This window comes from Pseudoduganella sp. UC29_106, from assembly GCF_044055365.1.
Classification (GTDB): domain Bacteria; phylum Pseudomonadota; class Gammaproteobacteria; order Burkholderiales; family Burkholderiaceae_D; genus Rugamonas.
Genome location: NZ_CP171977.1, coordinates 1,476,021 through 1,493,778 on the forward strand (window position 1 = coordinate 1,476,021; position 17,758 = coordinate 1,493,778).

Genomic DNA, 17,758 nt, shown 5'->3' on the forward strand with positions numbered 1-17,758 from the left:
GTTCGGCTAAAACCGGAAGGGCTAGTGTCAGCCTGGATGTGGCAGACACTTGTTCAGCGCCCGCGGCAGGGAACAAGTGTCTGGCACTTTAGTGCCTGACACTAGCTTTTTCAGGTTTCAAGGCGGCGCAGAGTCAGCTTGTGCATCGACCACGTCAGCAAAACAGCCGCCACGGTGAGCCCCACCACCAGCCCAATCCAGAACCCGGCCGCCGCCATCGGCTGCGCCGGCGCGAACGGCACCCATGTTGGCGCCAGCCCCAGCACGCAGCCCAGCGGCAGCGCGAACACCCAGAACGCCAGCAACTGGATCTGCATCGGCTGCCGCGTCACCTTGTAGCCCCGAATCGCGCAGGAAGTCGCAACCTGCGTCGCGTCGGACAACTGGAATATCGCGGCGAACAGCAGCAGGTGCACGCATAGAGCCTGCACCGCCGCGTCGCTCGTATAAGCCGCCGCGATCTGGTAACGGAACAGTGCAATAAAGACCGCCGACAAAACGGCGAAAGCGAGCGCCATCCCCACGCCCACCCACGAAGCAAAGCGCGCCCGCGCCGGATTGCCTTCACCCATGGCCTGGCCGACGCGGGTCACGGTGCCGATGCCGAAGGAAAGTGGCACCATGAACACCAGCGAGGAGAAATTCAGCGCGATCTGGTGCGCGGAAACTTCCTCCACGCCAAAGCGCGCCACCAGCAGGCTCACCGCGCCGAACGCGCTGACTTCCGCGAAATAGGTCACGCCGATCGGCAGTCCGAGACGCAGCATGCTGCGGATCTCGGGCCAGTGCGGCCATTCCCAGTGCGTGAAGGGATAAGTCTGGCGATAGGGCTCGGCGAAGCGTATCCACGCCACCATGCAGGTCAGCATCAGCCACATGCAGCAAGCCGTGGCGACGGCGCAGCCGACGCCGCCCATGGCGGGGAAGCCGAAGCGGCCGAAGATCAGCACCCAGTTCACGCAAATATTGAACAGCAGCCCCACGATGGCGATCACCATCACGGGCTTGGTCTGGTTGATGCTGGCGCTGTAGCCATACAGCGCGCGGTAGGCCGCAAAGGCGGGCAACCCGAAGCTGATGATGTGGACGAACAGCGAAGCGCGCGCATTCACTTCCGGCGCCATGTGCAGGTGGTTGAACAGCAGCGTGGCGAGGTTGGCCAGCAGCGCCGCAACTACGCCGACAGCCAGTGAAGTCCATAAAGCCTGCCGCACGGAATGGGGAATCCTGCCGAATTCGCCCGCGCCCACCTCGTGCGCTACCACGGTATTCATCGCCATCATGGTGCCGCTGACCGTAACGATGATGATGGACCAGATGGACGCGCCGAGCGACACGGCCGCCAGTTCGGCGGCGCTGGTGTGGCCTGTCATCGCCACGTCGGCCACGCCCATGCCCACCGTCGCCAGCTGTCCGATCAGCACCGGCCAGGCCAGCTTCCACAGGGAGGCGGCTTCTTTGCGGATATTCCCAATCGTGAAGGTGTAGGGCATGCGGATGTTGTATCGTTGACAAAAAGAGCGATTCTACTGGAGTAGGAAATTGTTACAAGGTCCTGTATGCTCACGGCCCTTTTACCGCGTTGGATGAGCATGACGCCGGCGCGGCGCATGAATATTGGAGATAGCATGAAACGCCTGATTATCCTGGCCAGCCTGGCCGCCACCCTGCTCAGCCAAGCCGCTGCCGCAGGTGAATTAACCCTGTTTGCCGGCGAAGGTTTCCGCGGCCCGTCCGTCACCTTGCGTGACGGCAGCAACAACTTCGTAGACCTGGGCTTTAATGACCGCGCCTCGAGCATGATCGTGCGCTCCGGCCAGTGGGAAGTGTGCGAGCACCGCGACTTCCAGGGCGCCTGCGCCGTATTCGGCCCCGGCGAATATCCGCGCCTGGCGCGCTTCGAGAATGCCATTTCGTCGGCGCGCCAGGTTGGCGGCGGCGGCGAATGGCGCGAACGCCATCGTGACCGCATGCGCGACCGCGACCACGATGGCGTCGATGACCGCTATGAGCGCGATGACCGCGACGGCAACTGGCAGGGCGGCTATCAGGGTGGCCAGGGCGGCTATCAAGGTGGCCAGGGCGGCTACCAGGGCGGCGGCCAGGCCCGCGGCGCAGTCGAACTGTTCGACGGCGATAATCTGTCCGGCCGCGCCATCGGCATCAGCGGCGACGTGCGCACGCTGCAGGACGTCGGCTTCAACGACCGCGCCAATTCCATGATCATCCACGAAGGTGTCTGGGAACTGTGCGAGCACGCCGACTACCGCGGCCAGTGCTTCACCTTCGGCCCGGGTCGATACACCTACCTGCCGAATTTGCGCGACCGCCTGTCCTCTCTGCGCCGCGTGCGTTAATCCTCTGCTAAGCTATGCTCTCCCGGATCTTCACCTGGAGAGCAAGCCGTGGAATACAAGGATTACTACGCGACACTTGGCATCCCCAAGACCGCCGGCGAAGATGAAATCAAGAAGGCGTACCGCAAGCTGGTGCGCAAGTACCACCCGGACGTCAGCAAGGAACCGGATGCGGATGCCAGAACCAAGGAGCTCAACGAAGCCTACGGCGTGCTGAGCGACCCCGAAAAGCGGGCCGCCTACGATGAGCTGGGGCAGGGCGGTTTCCGCGCCGGCCAGGACTTCCATCCGCCGCCGGACTGGGGTTCCACCTTCGAAGGCGATCCCAGCGATTTCTTCGCCGACCTGTTCGCCCATGTGGGCGGCGGGCGCGGCCGCGGCGGTGGAGGAGGTTTCCGCATGCGCGGTGACGACAGCCACGCCACCATCCAGATCGACCTGCAGGACGCCTACAACGGCGCCCAGCGCACCATCAGCTTGCGCATGCCCGAGGTCGACGAACAGGGCCGCGTGGTCACGCGCGAGAAAACCCTCAACATCAATATCCCCAAGGGCGTCACTGCCGGTCAGCAATTGCGCCTGAGCGGCCAGGGCCAGCCCGGCGCGGGCGGCGGCGAGCCGGGCGACCTTTATCTGGAAATCGCGTTTACGCCGAGCACCATCTACCGCGTGGAGGGGCGCGATGTGTATGAAAACGTGCCGGTCGCGCCGTGGGAAGCCGTGCTGGGCGGCGAGATCGATGTGATTACGCCATCAGGAAAGGTCACGGTCACGGTGCCGGCAGGAAGCCAGGGTGGACGCAAGCTGCGCCTGAAAGGCCGCGGCATCCCGGCGGCTGGCGCCAGCGGCACGGCGGGCAATCTGTATCTGATCCTTGAAGTCGCGCTGCCGCCGGCCGACAACGACAAGGCGCGCGCGCTGTACGAACAGATGGCGCGCGAGCTGAACTTCAATCCGCGAGGCTAGATCATGAATACCATCTTCAATTGCGTGCTGCTGGACGAGTCGGCGCTGAACCTGGAAGAACTGGCCCGCGCCTGCGCGGTGGAGCCGGAGTGGGTAGTGCACCATGTGCGTTCGGGTATTTTGCTGGGCGGGACGGAATCGCGTCCGGAAGCGTGGCGCTTCACCAGCGTGGACCTGGTACGGGCCCGCCAGATCAGGCGTATTGAACAGGATTTTGACGCCAACGAAGAACTCGCGGCGCTGGTGGTGGACCTCAGCGAGGAGGTGCAGCGCCTGCGAACCCGCCTGCGCGCCCTCCACGGCTGACCCCGTGTAACGTCCGGGGTCAGGCACAATTTGTTACATCAGCCCGCTTAGCGGGACTGATCGTTGCCGCCGCCGCGCGAGCCGGAATTCTCGCCGCGCGACTGGTTGCCGCTGCCTTGCTGGCCGGCGCCACGGCCCGATTGCTGGTTGCCCTGGTCATCGGAAGACTGCTGATTGCGCCAATCGTCCGATTGCTCGTTGCGCGATTTGTCCGACTGCTGGCTGTCGCCGCGATTGCCCATGCCGGAACGTTGGCCACCTTCCTGTGCCTTGCGCATGTCCTCATCTTCCGCGGTCAGTTGGCGGCCTTTCTGGCCCGACTGCTGGCCTCCGGATTGCTGGCTGCCGGATTGCTTGTTGCCTGATTGCTGGCTGCCTTGCTGGCCCGACTGGCGGCTGGACTGATTCTGATCCTGTTGGGAGTTGTCGTCATCGCGGCTGCCGCTGCTGCCTGCGCCGCTGCTTTGCTGGTTACCGCTCTGCTGGTTGCCACGGTTCTGGTTGTTGCCTTGGTTCTGCGATGCCATGATCTGTCTCCTTTCTGTTCGGTGTGAAGCTAGGGGTCATGCTAGGCTTCTGACCGGGCAGGGGGTGTAGGCGCACGCCCCGGTGCCTTGTAGGACTGGCTCCTAGAAAGGACGGTGAGGCAGGTTATGGTCGAGGGTGATAAATTGCTGCCTCAGCCACTTGCCGGCCGGACCTAATTCGTTGTCGCCGCGATGGATCACGTACATCGGATACATCAATTCGCTGCCTTCCTGAACCTGCAAGCGGACCAGCCGGCCTTCCCGCAAATCGTCCGCTACCATGGCCTCCGGCATCTGCCCCAGCCCACGCCGCCGCGCAGCAGCGCATGTTTCGAGCCGAGGTCGCCCAGCCGCCAGTCGCGCAGGGCCTGCACGCCAAAGTCCTGGCCTTCCGTCAGGTGGGAGCGGTCGGTCACCACCAGCTGCAGATGCTCGCGCAGTAGCGAGGTTGGCAGCACGCCTTCGATCTGCGCCAGCGGATGCCGGGGTGAGCAGACGGGCATCATCTTCACATGCCCTGCCGCGTGCCGCTCCAGGTCAGGACCACCCGCGGTCACCAGTCCGGCCACGCCGAGCTGGCAGCGGCCTTCCTTCACCAGCAGGGTCACGCCGCCCAGCGCTTCCGTATGCAGCCGCAGCGACACGGTCGGGAACTCTGTCTGGAAGGCTTCCAGCACGCGCACCAGCAGGCAGGTGGGGAACATGATGTCCACCACCAGGGATACCTCAGGCTCCAGTCCCTGGCCCAGCGCCTTGGCGCGTGAACGCATGCCGTCCACCTTGCTGGCCACGGCGCGCGCGTCGGCCAGCAGCGCCTTGCCCGCCTCGGTGAGCACTGGCTTGCGCTTGCTGCGGTCCAGCAGCTCGATATTCAGCTGTTCTTCCAGGTTGGCGATCGTGTAGCTGACCACCGATTGCGTGCGGTGCAGGGCGCGCGCCGCGTGGGCGAAGCCGCCATGTTCGATGACGGCAATGAAGACGCGCAGTTGTTCGAGGGTGGGCAGTCCGGGGTCACGCATAATCAAGAATATCGATGCTATTAATAGATAAAAACCAGGTTTTCTCGATATTAAACCCGTTCTATGATGACTGCAATCTACTAATTGTTCCTCTAAGGAGTCCCAACATGGCAAAAGTTCTGCACATCAATAGCAGCGTTCGCACCGAAGGTTCCCTGTCGCGCCAGCTGTCGTCCGAGTTCGTAGCAAAGTGGAAAGCCGCCAACCCGGCTGACACCGTCGTCGAACGCGACCTGGCCGCCAACCCAGTGCCGCACCTGACCGAGCAAATGATGGGCGCCTTCTTCACCCCGGCCGAGCAGCGCAACGCCGAGCAAGCCTTCGTGGTGAAGACTTCCGATACGCTGGTCGACGAGCTGCTGGCTGCCGACGTGATCGTGATCGGCGCACCGATGTACAACTTCTCCGTGCCGTCCACCCTGAAGGCATGGATCGACCACGTAGCCCGCGCCGGCCGCACTTTCCAGTACGGCGCCAACGGCCCTGAAGGCCTGGTCAAAGGCAAGAAAGTGTATGTGTTCACCGCTTCCGGCGGCGCCTACAGCGAAGGCCCGGCAGCAGCCTACGATCACCTGGTGACCTTCCTGCGCACCTTCCTGGGCTTCATCGGCCTGACCGACGTGAGCTTCATCCGCGCCGAAGGCGTGGCAATGGGCGAACAGGCTGTGGCGGACGCCATCGCCAAGAGCCGCAAGTCTATCGACGAGCTGGTAGCTGCGTAAGCGACCGCACTGTCTTAACCCTGAAGTGACCTTGGGCAAGGAAGCGGCTGGCTTTCTTGCCCTTTTTTCATTATGCTGATGAGCATGAAAAAATTGCTCACCATCATTTTTGCCAGCCTGCTGTGCTCCGCCACGGCTATCGCCGCCCCCGCCAACAAGCCGGAAGAAATCAAGGCCATCACGCAGGTCGCCGACGATTTCCAGTCCGCTCTCAAGACCAAGAACCACAAGCAGCTCGCCTCGCTGATGCTGAACGCGAACATCCTGTTCACGTCGCCGGCATCGGACGAGTACGTGCGGAAGGCGCGCGAAGAGTCCGATCCGAACACCGATGGTGTGCGCGCAGGCGGCTTCCACGACTTTGCCGGCTTCCTCAAGCGCGAAAAGCGCCAGGTGGAAGAGCGCTTCAGCAACCTGAAGATCACGCAGGACCGCGACGTGGCCTGGATGCTGTTCGACTATGAATTTGTCATCGACGGCAAGGTGCAGAACGATGGCGTGGAAGCCTGGCAGCTGGTCAAGCGCGACGGCAAGTGGAAGATCTACTCGGTGACCTGGTCCGTCAATCCACGCGATTGAGCCCCGGCAGGTATCATGTAAACAATATGCCCGCTCCGGAGAGTCCATGAAACGCCTGCACATGCTCGTCATCGACCCGCAGAACGACTTCTGCGACCTGCCAGTGAGCTATCTGCCGGAGAACCCGGCCACGCGTACCGCGCATGCGCCGGCCCTGCCGGTGCCAGGCGCGCACCAGGACATGCTGCGCCTCGCAGGCCTGATCAATCGCGGCCGCAAAGGCATCGCCGCCATTACTGTCACGCTCGACTCGCATCACCGCTACGACGTGGCCCATCCCACCTACTGGGTCGCCAGTGACGGCGGGCCGGTACAACCCTTCACGCAGATTGCCGCCGCCGACGTGCGCGCCGGGAAGTTCACCCCGCGCGACGCCGCCGTGCGGGAACGCACGCTCGCCTATCTGGATGCGCTGGAAGCAGCAGGGCGCTACCAGCTGATGGTCTGGCCCGTGCATTGCGAGATCGGTTCCTGGGGCCACAATGTGCACGAGGATGTGCGCGAGGCCTACAACCACTGGGAAGACCAGAAGCTGGGGGTGGTGGAGAAGGTGAGCAAGGGTTCCAGTCCCTGGACCGAACACTATTCCGCCGTAATGGCCGAAGTGCCCGACCCGCAGGACCCGCACACGCAGCTGAACCGGCAACTGATCGACAGCCTGTCCAGCGCGGAGCTGATTTTCATCGCTGGTGAAGCCAGCAGCCATTGCGTGAAGGCGACCACCGAACACATTGCCGATCACATCGACCCGGCCAAACTCGTGCTGATCACCGATTGCATGAGCGCCGTCACAGGCTTCGATAGCCAATTCAAGGACTTCATCCAGCGCATGCAGCAGCGCGGCGCGCGCCTCGCGCAGTCAGGCGACGTGCTGCAGGAATTGCTGGTGAACGCAGGACGATAAATCATGATTCCAGTTGTACGCAGTCTGCTCGAAACCGACCTTTATAAATTCACGATGTGGCAGGCGCTCCTGCACGGCCACCCCAACTCGATCACCGAATACGAATTCGTCTGCCGCAACAAGCCGGCACTGATGCCGCTGGCGGACCTGAAGGCGGAAGTGGAAGAACAGCTGGACCATCTCTGTTCGCTGTCCTTCAAGGAGGACGAGCTCTCCTACCTGCGCTCCCTGCGCTATATGAAGAGCGACTTCGTGGACTTCCTGACCGTATTCCGCTTCCAGCGCAAGTTCATCCACGTGAGCACCGAAGGTGAGTCGCTTGTCATCCACGCTGCCGGGCCGCAGGTGCACGTGATGGCCTTCGAGATCTTCGTGCTCTACATCGTCAATGAGTTGTATTTCCGGCGTGCGGAGCAGAAGGCGGCATGGGACGAAGGTTGCAGACGCCTGGGCGTAAAGATCGCCGCGCTGCAGAAATTCGGCGCAGAGACGCGCCTGCGCCACCCACTGGAAATTTCGGACTTCGGCTTGCGCCGCCGCTTCTCTGCTGCCTGGCACGATGAAGTGGTGCAGCGGCTGGCGAAGGAAGTGCCGGAGTATTTCAAGGGCACTTCCAACGTCTACCAGGCATTCAGGTTCGGCCTGGTGCCGATCGGGACCATGGCCCACGAATACATGCAATCCTTCCAGGCCTTCGGCGTGCGCCTGCGCGACTTCCAGAAGGCGGCGCTGGAGGAGTGGGTGCAGGAATACCGCGGCGATTTGGGCATCGCACTGACCGACGTCGTCGGCATGGATGCCTTCCTGGACGACTTCGATCTCTATTTCGCCAAGCTGTTCGACGGCCTGCGCCACGATTCGGGCGATCCCATCTTGTGGGGCGAAAAGGCCATCGCACACTACACGGCGCTGCGCATCGATTCGAACACCAAGCGCCTGGTGTTTTCGGACGGCCTCGATTTCGATACGGCCTTCCGTATCTATCAGCACTTCGCCAACCGAATCATGGTCGGTTTCGGCATCGGTACCTGGCTGACCAACGATATGGGCGTCACGCCATTGAACATCGTGATGAAACTCATACGCTGCAATGGGCAATCGGTGGCCAAGCTTTCCGATTCTCCGGGCAAGACGCTGTGCAAGGACGAGACCTTCCTCGCCTACCTGCGCCAGGTATTCCACCACACGGCTTCCTGACACCTCCGCGCAACACTCCTTTTTAATTGCGTTGACATGGCAAAAACGCACTGTTAGCATCCGCGTTATCGATAACAGTTAACGATAACAAGCGGCGGCATTCGCCGACAATAAAAGGAGACGCAATGAGGAAGACCCCCAAGCGGTGCGGGCGGCCAGTCGCCACGCACACGCCCCAGTTCGCGCTCGCGATTCTTGCCAGCGCCGGTTTGTTCAATGCCCATGAAGTACTGGCGCAGGAAGCTGGCGCCAAACCGCCTTCGGAAAGCCAGACCGTAATCGTTACCGGCACCGTTGGCGCCACCGAAGCAAAGCGCGCCAACGTGTCCTATTCGGTGCTGGACGCCAAGGACCTGGGCAAATTCACCCCCATGAGCGCGGACGACTACCTGCGCGATATGCCCGGTGTGGTCGTGGAATCGAATGAAGGCGTGGCGCGCAATGAATCGTTCACGCGCGGCATGACGGTAGGCACCGGCAGCCCGACTTCGGGTAATTTCTGGACCAGCTATCTGGAAGACGGCCTGCCCGTGGTGGCCGTCAAATTCAACAACTTCCAGGACTCAAACTTCCTGCGCACCGACCTTAGTATCAGCCGCGTGGAATCCGTGCGCGGCGGCTCCGCCGGCACTTCAGTCGCTTCGTCGGCTGGCGCTGTATTCAACTACATCAATGGGCCCATCAAGCCGGGCGCCACGGTGTCCACCCGCTTCGGCTTCGAGGGGGACGATCCACATCTCTCGTGGAAGCAGGTCGACGCGCTGTACGGCTGGCGCAACGAGGCCGGCGACCTGCGCGCCAGTGTCTCCGGTTTTTATCGCACTTCGACGGGCGCTGCCGATCCGGGCTATCCGCTAAACCTGGGAGGACAGGTCAAGGCGCGCGTGATGAAGGACTATCGCACGGATTCGGGTGGCAGCGGCCGTATCGGCGTCACGCTCAAGCACCTGGATGACCGCAACTCCTGGAATGGACAGTTCACGGTCCCCGTCTATGGCTACCTGAATCCCACGCCGGCGCCAGGCTTTGGCCGCAATCCGGATTTCTTCCTGCATGGCGGCCAGCACACCGTTCGCACCGATGCAGTGAACGGTCCGGGCAGCACGGTCTACCACGATCCGGAGAAGGGCGCGAACTACAAGCAGGATGCGATCTGGATCACCTGGGACCACGAAACCGGCGGCCGCTGGAGTTTCAATACTGCCCTCAAGGCACAGGACAGCCTGGCTTATGTGCAGCAGGGGATCGCCGGCGCCAGTCCGATCTCGCTGTGGGACGTGAATACCTTTCAGTCGGCCTTCATCGTCAACCAGGGCGTGGGCGCGGCAGCTACGGCCAATCTGAATCGCAAGGCCGGCTACTACGAGCTGTATGACATTGGCACCGGAGCCCTGCGTGCCCGGGTAGCGAACAACGTCGGCGTTTCGAACGGCATCAACTACCGCACCGGCGGCGCCTGCCCGGCCGGCACGGCCACCAGCCCGGCGCAGTGTGTGACCTTCACCAATCTGCCGAACGCTGACTATGACCTGGGTGGCGGCGTGGTGAACGGCGTGATGATTCCATCCACCAGCGGCATCACCAATCGCGATGTCGTCACCCAGCCCAATTCGAACGTGGGCACGCGCGGCTCGCGCGACCTGATGCTGAACTTCACGGCCAACTACAACGCCGATGATTTCAACCTGCAGGCGGGCCTGTTCGCTGTGCAGGCCAACCAGCGCTGGTCCACGTATTTCAATGGTCGCGGCCTGTCGGCCTTCGCGTCCGGCCAGCAGTCCAACCTGGGGGTGCGCTACGTAACCTCCGACGCGACTTACCAGCTGACCGACGAAGGCGGCTGGGGACGCGTTGGCGGCGCCTACCTGGATGGCGCCAATCCCTTTATCTGGCGCTCGCGCGAACGCGATATCTCGCCGATGCTCGGCGCCCAATGGTCGCCGGGGAAGTGGGACTTCAACGGCAGTTACAAGGGCACTTACACCGAGGCCCGCACCACGGCCATTCCGCTGGTGACGACACCGGAAGCCACGAACGCCAGTTCGCGCACTTATGGCGGCCTGGATGGCAATCCGCTGACCTGGTACGACAACCAGAACTATGTGCGCGGTACGCCGATCGAGGCGAAGAAGAGCGTCTATCTGCAGAACTGGAGCCTGTCCGGCGGCTATAACCTCACGCCGGCGGACAAGGTCTACTACCGCCGCAGCACTGCCGGCAACAATATCGCCGGCATCCTGACCCGCTATGGCACCCAGTTCAATGCCGACAACAAGCCGCTGTTCCCCCAGGCTGACCTGAAGCAGGATGAAGTGGCCTATGTGTTCGGCCGCGGTTCGATTTCAGGCCAACTGACGGCCTACCGCACCGAACTGCTGTTGTGGCAGCAGCAAACGCCGCTGAATCCGGACGGCAGCAGCTATGTGGTCGAATACCAGGACCATTACGTGTCCAAAGGCCTGGAAGGCTGGCTGAAATGGCGCATCCTGCCGACGCTGAGCTGGAACTCGTCCCTGCTGTATTCCGAGGGCCGCGCAATCGCGGTCGGCAGCTTCGCCGCCGGCAGCCCCGGCCCGCAGGACGATGTACTGACCACGGTGAGCGGCATCATGTCGCGCACGCCGCGCTGGACCACGTCGAATACCATCTCGTATGAAATGGGCGACTTCCTGTTCAACCTGCGCCACCGCTTCATGTCGAGCCGCAAGCGCAGCAACGATCCGAAGGACCTGAATTACCTGCCGCCGCAACGCAATACCGACCTGTCGGTGCAGTATGCAGGCTTCAGGAACTTCCGCATCTCGTTCGAAGTGCGCAACCTGCTGAACGACCAGTACATCAGCAACTATGGCACCTTGCTGCCTACGGCCACCGGCGTGACCACGGCCGACATCTTCCAGCAATTGCCGAATTCGGCGGGCTGGGTGTCGATCAATGCACCGCGCTCTTACTGGCTGACTGCGCGCTACGACTTCTAGACTTGTTGAACCCACTGCAAGAGCTGGTGGCAGGCACGATGTGCCAGCCACCTGTTTAGGGCCACGGACTTCGACCAGGTGGCTGGCACCTTGGTGCCTGCCACCAGCTTCTGCCTTGGGTTTTCAGGCAGCTTCCTTCTGAAAGCGGCTCCGATAATCCCCCGGCGTCACTCCAAGCCGCCTCACAAAAGCCCGTCGCAAGCTGTTCGGATCATGAAAACCCGAGCGTGCCGCGACCCGCTTGAGCGGCGTAGGCGAATCCTCCAGCATGCGCCGCGCCGCGTCGATGCGGGCGCTTTCGACGAAATCGGCTGGCGTCATCTCCGTATCGCTCTTGAACAGGCGCGAGAAGTTCCGCACGCTCATCCCGGCCTGAGCGGCCAGTCGGTCGACGGAGAGGTTCTGCTCCAGGTTTTCCAGCACCCATTCCTGCAGCGCGCGGATGGCCGAGCGTTCGGCGGTTTGCGCCGCCAGGTGGGCGCTGAACTGCGACTGTCCGCCGGGACGCTTGAGGAACATCACCAGCTCGCGCGCCACCTTCAGCGCCGTTTCGCGGCCCAGGTCTTCCTCCACCAGGGCTAGCGCCAGGTCCAGGCCCGCACTGACGCCGGCCGAGGTGTAGAGCGAACCGTCGCGGATATAGATGCGGTCATGCTCCATATTCACTTTCGGGAAGCGCCGCGCCAGGTAAGCGGAGATATTCCAGTGCGTGGTCACATGGCGGCCGTCCAGCAAGCCGGCGTTGGCCAGCAGCAGGGCGCCCGAGCATACGGACCCCAGGCGGCGCACCTGGCCAGCCTGGCGCACCAACCACTGCGTCAGGCGGTCCTGCGGTTCCATGTCGCGGATCTGGGGGCCGCCGGCCACGAGCAGGGTGTCGATATCGGACGGCGCCGTGGCGATGGTGCAGCTGGGCTGGAAGACGATGCCGTTGGACGCGGTAATCGGCCCCTCGTCCAGCGCGATCAGGTCGAACTGATAGAAATCCGGCTGGCCGGACTGCCTTGCCCCCTCAGTGAACACATCGAGGGGGCCGGAAACGTCCAGCATCTGGACGCCGGGGAAAACGAGTACGGCGATACGCATGGCAACCTCCCATCAGGCGGACAGCAGCTTGCCCGAGAAAAGGGAATGCAGGGTCCGCACGAACAGCACAGCAATGGCGACGGTCAGGAAAGCCAGGATCAGGCCGGCCAGGATCATCAACGGCGTGCTGCCGTTAACGGAAGCATACTTCAGAGCGGCATTGGAAAGTGCAGCCAGCGGAAAACTGATGCCCCACCACGACGGGGCGAACGTGACCGAAGGGCGGAACACGCGCACGCCGACCACCAGCGTCATGAACATGCCGAACCAGAACAGCAGGGCGGAGAACATGTCCACCTGATGAGTGACGTTGGTATAAGCCAGGAAGCCGACTTCGAACGGTGCAATCATGACCATCAGCGAAGGAATCATGGCGGTCGGCAGCGGATCGCCGTGCACCAGGCGGCTGAAGATCATGGTGAAGAACACGATGGCGACAATGGTGCCGATGGCGAGGGCGATCAGGTTCACTTGCGGGGCCCAGGCCATGGGCATGGTGGCGCCAGTGACGGCGATGTCCAGCGAGGCCACGCCCGGGATCAGCCAGGCCGGCACCACATTATTGCCGGCCATCTGGCCTTGCATGACACGAGCAACCACGATATAGCTGAGTATCAGGGTGGCAATAGCGCCCACGGTCCACAGCAGTTGCTGCGCCGTCACGCTCCACGGGGCGACCACGGACGAGAGCAGCAGCACGGCGATCGTCACCGTGCCAAAGAAATTGCCGGCCACCGGATGAGTGAACTCAGCACGAACGACTTGCGGGAACCTGCTCCATTTGGCCAGGTAGCCGGCGGCCATGGCAATGAAGACCAGCACCGTGACGACGCCGATGCCATTCGCGATGGCGTCGCTGGCGCCGAACATATGCGTGGCGCCGCGCCAGGCCGAGGTCAGGCCTGCCAGTCCCATTACGGAAGCGAACAGGTTGACGGGCAGGTTCTTGATCGAAGCGGTAGCGGCGGCAGCACTGGCGGGCGTGGCGGCGGCGGACGGGATCGGGCTGGAACTGGACATAATGCTGAACTCCTTGTGATTGGCCGAAAGTGGCGGTGAGTTCATTATCAGCCGCCATTCGCCGTGCCGACAGCTGCATAATGCGTCAGTTCCGGCCAAAACCCGCCCGCTGCTGGCCGTGGCCGAAACTGGCTTCCGGGTGGCCGTTTTGTCCAGCGCAGCCGGCGGAAAATGCCGGTCCCGCGCCACTTGCGCGCCTTTATTTCTGGATTCGATATGTCCTGGTTATTGTTGACTGTTGCCGGCCTGCTGGAGATTGCCTTCGCCTTCGGCATGAAATGGTCGGCCGGTTTTACGCGGCCTGTTCCCGGCGTGCTGACCGCGATTGCGGGCATCGTGAGTATTTATCTGTTGTCGCTGGCGTTGCGTACGCTGCCTGTCGGCACGGCCTATGCGGTGTGGACGGGTATTGGCGCCGTGGGCACGGCGCTGGTGGGCGTGCTGTTCCTGGGCGATTCGGGATCGCCCGCGCGGCTGGCCTGTATTGGCGTGATTATCTGTGGCCTGATCGGCTTGCGGCTGGTGTCCGGCGAGGGCGCCTAGGCTTCCACGCCGCCGTAGCGCAGCATGATAGTGTTGGCCTGCTCGCGCTGGATATCGTTGTCCACGTCCACTGACAGCAGGGCAGCGGGGCGGTCCGGCCTGTCGGTGGTATCGACATCGTCCGGCGTCAGCGAATCCATGATGTTCTGCACGGCGGCCGCCGTTGTGGTGATGGGACGCGCATCGTGCAGGTTCAGTTGCACGGCCGTGCCGTGGAAGCCTGCGTCCAGCAGCGCTGCGCGGGCTGATTCAGCGTCGGCCACCTGCTTGAAATTGCGATAGATAGTGTCGGGCATGATCGTGATCTCCTTTGCGGCCATTTTCGCGCAACGGCCGCGCTGCTGGCGCGCGCTTACTTCGCCTTGCGCGAGGACCAGTGCAGGTGCACGATCAGCCAGCCCTCGCCCTGTCGCGCATTGTTCAGAAGCCTACCAGTGCCGTGGCCGAGTGCTCGACACGCGGCGGCTCTGCGAAGAAACCGCCCACCAGCCCGCGCCACGCCTGGAAATCGTCGCTGCCGCGGAAGTCCACCGTGTGGTTCTCCAGCGTCTCCCAGCTGATCACCAGATGATAGACATCCGGACGCTCGGTCAGACGCTCCAGCTTCATGGCCGTGCATCCCTTCGCCCGCTTAAACAGCGGCACCGCTTCCTTGACGGCAGCGAGGAAGGCGTCATGCGAATCAGGCTTGATGGAGAGTTCGGCGATTTCGGTGATCATGGTCGGTCCAGTTTTCGAAGTGTCAAAAACACCATTGTGCCTCAACCGCCAGGTTCCCGCATGAGAGCCGCAGGCGACGCACGCACGGCGGGGCTCGGCGCCCCCATATGATCCGCCCTACAGCCCTTCGGGCCTGATCCGAGATGCAGCGTAGGGCGGATCATCGATCCGCCGTTTCTCCGCAGCCCGCGGCCCGCTTAGAACCGATAGCGCGCGGTCAGCTGAATAGCGCGCGGAGCACCGGGCAGGTTAAGGAATTTGCTGGACCCGTGTCCGGCGACAATGTAGCGGCGATCCGCCAGATTAGTCAGGTTCAGCTGCACATCGTAAGCGCCCGCGCGGTAATAGGCCATCGCGTCAACCGTGGTATAGCCCGGCAGCGTAACCGTATTACCCGGATTGGCAAAGCGCGAGCCGACAGAATTCACGCCAGCGCCCACGCCAAACCCGCCGCCCAGCGCCTTGCTCACCCACAGGCTCGCGCTGTTGCGCGGCGTGAGGGTAGGGCGCTTGCCCTGCACCAGCTGCCCGTCATCGCGTGCGATGGACTCGGTGATTTCCGCATCCAGCCACGAGTAACCGGACACCACCTGCCAGCCATCGCCCAGCTCACCACTGAACGTCAGCTCCACACCATCGGTACGTTGCGTGCCGATCGGCAGCAGTCGATTGGTCACCGGATCGGTAGACTTGATATTCGTGCGCTCCAGACGGAACAGCGAAGCGCCCAGCGACGCCATGCCGCCAAACAGATCCAGCTTCGCGCCCACTTCCTTGTTGGTGGTCTTCTCCGGCTCGATCGAAGCGTTATTGGCCGCGAGCGGGAAGCTCTCGCCCGACGGCTGGAACGATTTGCTGAACGACACATAATACGATTGCGCGGCAGTCGGCTGATACACCACGCCCGCGCGCGGCGACCATTCGCGGTCCGTGCGATTCAGGTTCGACTGGCCGGCGCGGCGCTCGCGCGTCTCCTGCTTGAAATCGTCGAAGCGCACGCCTGCCAGCACTTTCCAGTGCTCGGACAAGGTAGCCAGATCCTGCACATAAGCCGACGCCACTTTCAGGATGCCCAGATTGTCCGTCGATGGCGCCGCGGTCACATTCAGCGGCACCACCGGCAGCACAGGATTGAACAGGTCCACCGTCGCGATATTGTTCTGCGTGCGGAACAACTGGTCCTTATTCTGCTTGCCGATCTCGATCCCGTAGAGCAGCTGGTGCATGCCCGTCTTCTGCACCAGTTCCAGCTGGTTGAACCATCCGTCTTCCGCGCGCTTCACATTGCTGCGGTTGAGGGACGCCTTCAGAGTCGCCTCGTTGACAGAGCCGACCAGCGTGTTGTTGCGGTCCAGTGTGTAATCGTAATAGCGGAAGTTATCGCGCAGGGTGAACTCGTTATTGAAGCGGTGCTCCAGCTGGAAGCCGCCGGACTTCACCTTCGCTTCACTCACATCGTTATCGCGCGCGTTGGCCGCGCCGTAATATGCCGACGGATCCACATCCACCGGACGGCCCTTGTAAGCGGGCACGCCGAAGTCGGTGAGCCGGCGGTCGTGCAGGTACTCGCCCTGCACCAGCACCTTCGTATCCGCACCGAGTCGGAAGGAAAGGGAAGGCGCGAACGCTTCGCGCTTGAGGAATTGCTGGGGGCGATAGCTGTCCGAATCCTCCACCGCACCGGTCACGCGGAACGCCACGCCGCTGTCATCGAGCTTGCGCGCGAAATCGAATTCGCCGCGCTTCTGGCTCCAGCTGCCCAGCACCAGGCTGACTTCATTGCGGTCGATGCCAGGCTTTTTCGTGATGCGATTGATCAGGCCACCGGACGAACCGCGTCCGTACAGCACGGAAGCCGGACCCTTGATCACTTCCACTTGCTCCACGTTCGACAGGTCGCGGAAATACAGCGCATCGTCGCGCATGCCATCGATGAACTGGTCCGCAATGGCGCTGAAGCCGCGGATGGTCACCTGGTCGCGCTGGCCATCGCCATGCGACAGGCCCACGCCAGGCACATTCTTCATCACATCCTGCATCGAGTGCACGCCCTGGTCGCGCAGCACCTGCTGCGGCACCACGTTCACCGTCTGCGGAATATCGCGCAGCGGCGCATCGATCTTGGTCGCGCTGCTGGCGCTGGTCGGGTTGTAGGCGGCATCGCGCGCACCGTTGACGGTAACGGTCGGCAGGCTGGCGTCTGCTTCGTCGGCAGCCAGAGCGGGTAAATGGGGAAGCGCCAGCGCGATCGCCAGCGCGAGTGGGGTCTTGGTCAATGCCATCGTGTTTTCCTGGTGTGGTGCGGCTGGCGACCGCACTTCAGGAAGACGGATGGCTGGCTATTTAATGAGAATAATTCTCATTATTATCCGTCACTTGCTTCTCCGTTGCAAGCGGATTAACGGTTGCTGGGGACAACATGGCCCCAGTTCTGTGTACCGCTCTGGAAGCCATGATCGCGGTCTTTCTCTTCGACGCCGCCGGAAAGAAGGTCATCCGTCCTTCCTGCCGATTGTTCATTGCGGGTGGTGTCGCCCTGCAGCGAGTGGTGGCCGGTGCAGCCGTCGCCCATGGTGCCGATGCTGCTGGTGCCGTCGCGGGTCTTCTGCTCGAGGCTGCGGCCGCGTGTTGTATTTGGAGTGGACATGATGCCCTCCCGTTTGAAGGTTGGGGTGTTTATTCTACGCCCGCTGCGGCCTGCAATCCCATTCTGGTGACGTGATTTTTTCGTGACATTTGTCATGTGATTCTCACAAAAAACCACGCAATTGTCCTACAAGGAAAGGTGTTTCCTCCCATGCATTGAACGTTACCGAAGAGTTAAATGGCTTTGT

The 17,758-nt window shown here is 62.5% G+C and carries 17 protein-coding genes and 1 pseudogene; 9 read left to right on the forward strand and 9 right to left on the reverse strand.

The window, feature by feature from the left end; genetic code table 11:
- Positions 1-110: 110 nt before the first annotated feature.
- Entirely contained in the window at positions 111-1,493 is a 1,383-nt protein-coding gene (locus ACHMW6_RS07865; protein WP_395406557.1) for an MATE family efflux transporter, read from the reverse strand.
- 135 nt (positions 1,494-1,628) lie between these two features.
- Between ACHMW6_RS07865 and ACHMW6_RS07870 the strand changes: the two genes are divergently transcribed.
- The 3 genes from ACHMW6_RS07870 to ACHMW6_RS07880 are packed head-to-tail and all read left to right on the forward strand — an operon-like array spanning position 1,629 to position 3,629.
- A complete protein-coding gene (locus tag ACHMW6_RS07870) occupies positions 1,629-2,357 on the forward strand; it encodes a beta/gamma crystallin-related protein (RefSeq protein ID WP_395406559.1) in 729 nt (242 codons plus the stop codon).
- A gap of 48 nt (positions 2,358-2,405) precedes the next feature.
- Positions 2,406-3,323 carry a DnaJ C-terminal domain-containing protein gene (locus tag ACHMW6_RS07875; protein WP_395406560.1) on the forward strand — a complete coding sequence of 306 codons (918 nt, stop codon included), beginning with the start codon at positions 2,406-2,408 and terminating at the stop codon, positions 3,321-3,323.
- A 3-nt stretch (positions 3,324-3,326) separates the two neighbouring features.
- Positions 3,327-3,629 carry a chaperone modulator CbpM gene (locus ACHMW6_RS07880; protein ID WP_395406561.1) on the forward strand — a complete coding sequence of 101 codons (303 nt, stop codon included), beginning with the start codon at positions 3,327-3,329 and terminating at the stop codon, positions 3,627-3,629.
- 47 nt (positions 3,630-3,676) lie between these two features.
- On the opposite strand, the gene ACHMW6_RS07885 is transcribed toward ACHMW6_RS07880, so the two are convergent.
- A complete protein-coding gene (locus tag ACHMW6_RS07885; protein WP_395406562.1) occupies positions 3,677-4,156 on the reverse strand; it encodes a hypothetical protein in 480 nt (159 codons plus the stop codon).
- 102 nt (positions 4,157-4,258) lie between these two features.
- Positions 4,259-5,175 (reverse strand): annotated as a pseudogene (locus ACHMW6_RS07890) (LysR family transcriptional regulator).
- A gap of 107 nt (positions 5,176-5,282) precedes the next feature.
- Here ACHMW6_RS07890 and ACHMW6_RS07895 point away from each other — a divergent pair.
- The 5 genes from ACHMW6_RS07895 (at position 5,283) to ACHMW6_RS07915 (ending at position 11,555) form a co-directional block, all read left to right on the forward strand.
- Complete coding sequence (locus ACHMW6_RS07895; protein ID WP_395406563.1) at positions 5,283-5,897, forward strand: FMN-dependent NADH-azoreductase; 615 nt, start codon at positions 5,283-5,285, stop codon at positions 5,895-5,897.
- Positions 5,898-5,981: 84 nt separating this feature from the next.
- Positions 5,982-6,476 (forward strand): nuclear transport factor 2 family protein, encoded by a 495-nt coding sequence (locus ACHMW6_RS07900; protein WP_395406564.1) that lies wholly within the window; start codon positions 5,982-5,984, stop codon positions 6,474-6,476.
- Positions 6,477-6,522: 46 nt separating this feature from the next.
- A complete protein-coding gene (locus ACHMW6_RS07905) occupies positions 6,523-7,380 on the forward strand; it encodes a cysteine hydrolase (RefSeq protein WP_395406565.1) in 858 nt (285 codons plus the stop codon).
- Positions 7,381-7,383: 3 nt separating this feature from the next.
- Positions 7,384-8,577: a nicotinate phosphoribosyltransferase gene (pncB, locus tag ACHMW6_RS07910; RefSeq protein ID WP_395406566.1), complete on the forward strand. Its 1,194-nt coding sequence runs from the start codon at positions 7,384-7,386 to the stop codon at positions 8,575-8,577.
- A 125-nt stretch (positions 8,578-8,702) separates the two neighbouring features.
- A complete protein-coding gene (locus tag ACHMW6_RS07915) occupies positions 8,703-11,555 on the forward strand; it encodes a TonB-dependent receptor plug domain-containing protein (RefSeq protein ID WP_395406567.1) in 2,853 nt (950 codons plus the stop codon).
- 123 nt (positions 11,556-11,678) lie between these two features.
- On the opposite strand, the gene ACHMW6_RS07920 is transcribed toward ACHMW6_RS07915, so the two are convergent.
- On the reverse strand, positions 11,679-12,641 hold the full coding sequence (locus tag ACHMW6_RS07920; protein WP_395406569.1) for a GlxA family transcriptional regulator: 963 nt from the start codon (positions 12,639-12,641) through the stop codon (positions 11,679-11,681).
- A 12-nt stretch (positions 12,642-12,653) separates the two neighbouring features.
- The gene (locus ACHMW6_RS07925) at positions 12,654-13,661 is read right to left on the reverse strand and encodes an SLAC1 anion channel family protein (RefSeq protein WP_395406571.1); all 1,008 of its coding nucleotides are present in this window, start codon (positions 13,659-13,661) and stop codon (positions 12,654-12,656) included.
- 216 nt (positions 13,662-13,877) lie between these two features.
- Between ACHMW6_RS07925 and ACHMW6_RS07930 the strand changes: the two genes are divergently transcribed.
- Entirely contained in the window at positions 13,878-14,204 is a 327-nt protein-coding gene (locus ACHMW6_RS07930; RefSeq protein ID WP_395406573.1) for a DMT family transporter, read from the forward strand.
- Here ACHMW6_RS07930 and ACHMW6_RS07935 read toward each other — a convergent pair.
- The 4 genes from ACHMW6_RS07935 to ACHMW6_RS07950 all read right to left on the reverse strand — a co-directional run bounded on the left by ACHMW6_RS07935 (position 14,201) and on the right by ACHMW6_RS07950 (position 17,571).
- Positions 14,201-14,500 (reverse strand): hypothetical protein, encoded by a 300-nt coding sequence (locus ACHMW6_RS07935; RefSeq protein WP_395406574.1) that lies wholly within the window; start codon positions 14,498-14,500, stop codon positions 14,201-14,203. The two genes, ACHMW6_RS07930 and ACHMW6_RS07935, sit on opposite strands and share 4 nt — an antisense overlap.
- A gap of 124 nt (positions 14,501-14,624) precedes the next feature.
- Positions 14,625-14,924, reverse strand: a complete 300-nt coding sequence (locus ACHMW6_RS07940; protein ID WP_395406576.1) for an antibiotic biosynthesis monooxygenase family protein — start codon at positions 14,922-14,924, stop codon at positions 14,625-14,627.
- Between the two features lie 197 nt (positions 14,925-15,121).
- Positions 15,122-17,206: a TonB-dependent receptor gene (locus tag ACHMW6_RS07945; RefSeq protein WP_395406577.1), complete on the reverse strand. Its 2,085-nt coding sequence runs from the start codon at positions 17,204-17,206 to the stop codon at positions 15,122-15,124.
- Between the two features lie 116 nt (positions 17,207-17,322).
- Positions 17,323-17,571 (reverse strand): hypothetical protein, encoded by a 249-nt coding sequence (locus ACHMW6_RS07950; protein WP_395406579.1) that lies wholly within the window; start codon positions 17,569-17,571, stop codon positions 17,323-17,325.
- Between the last annotated feature and the right edge of the window lie 187 nt (positions 17,572-17,758).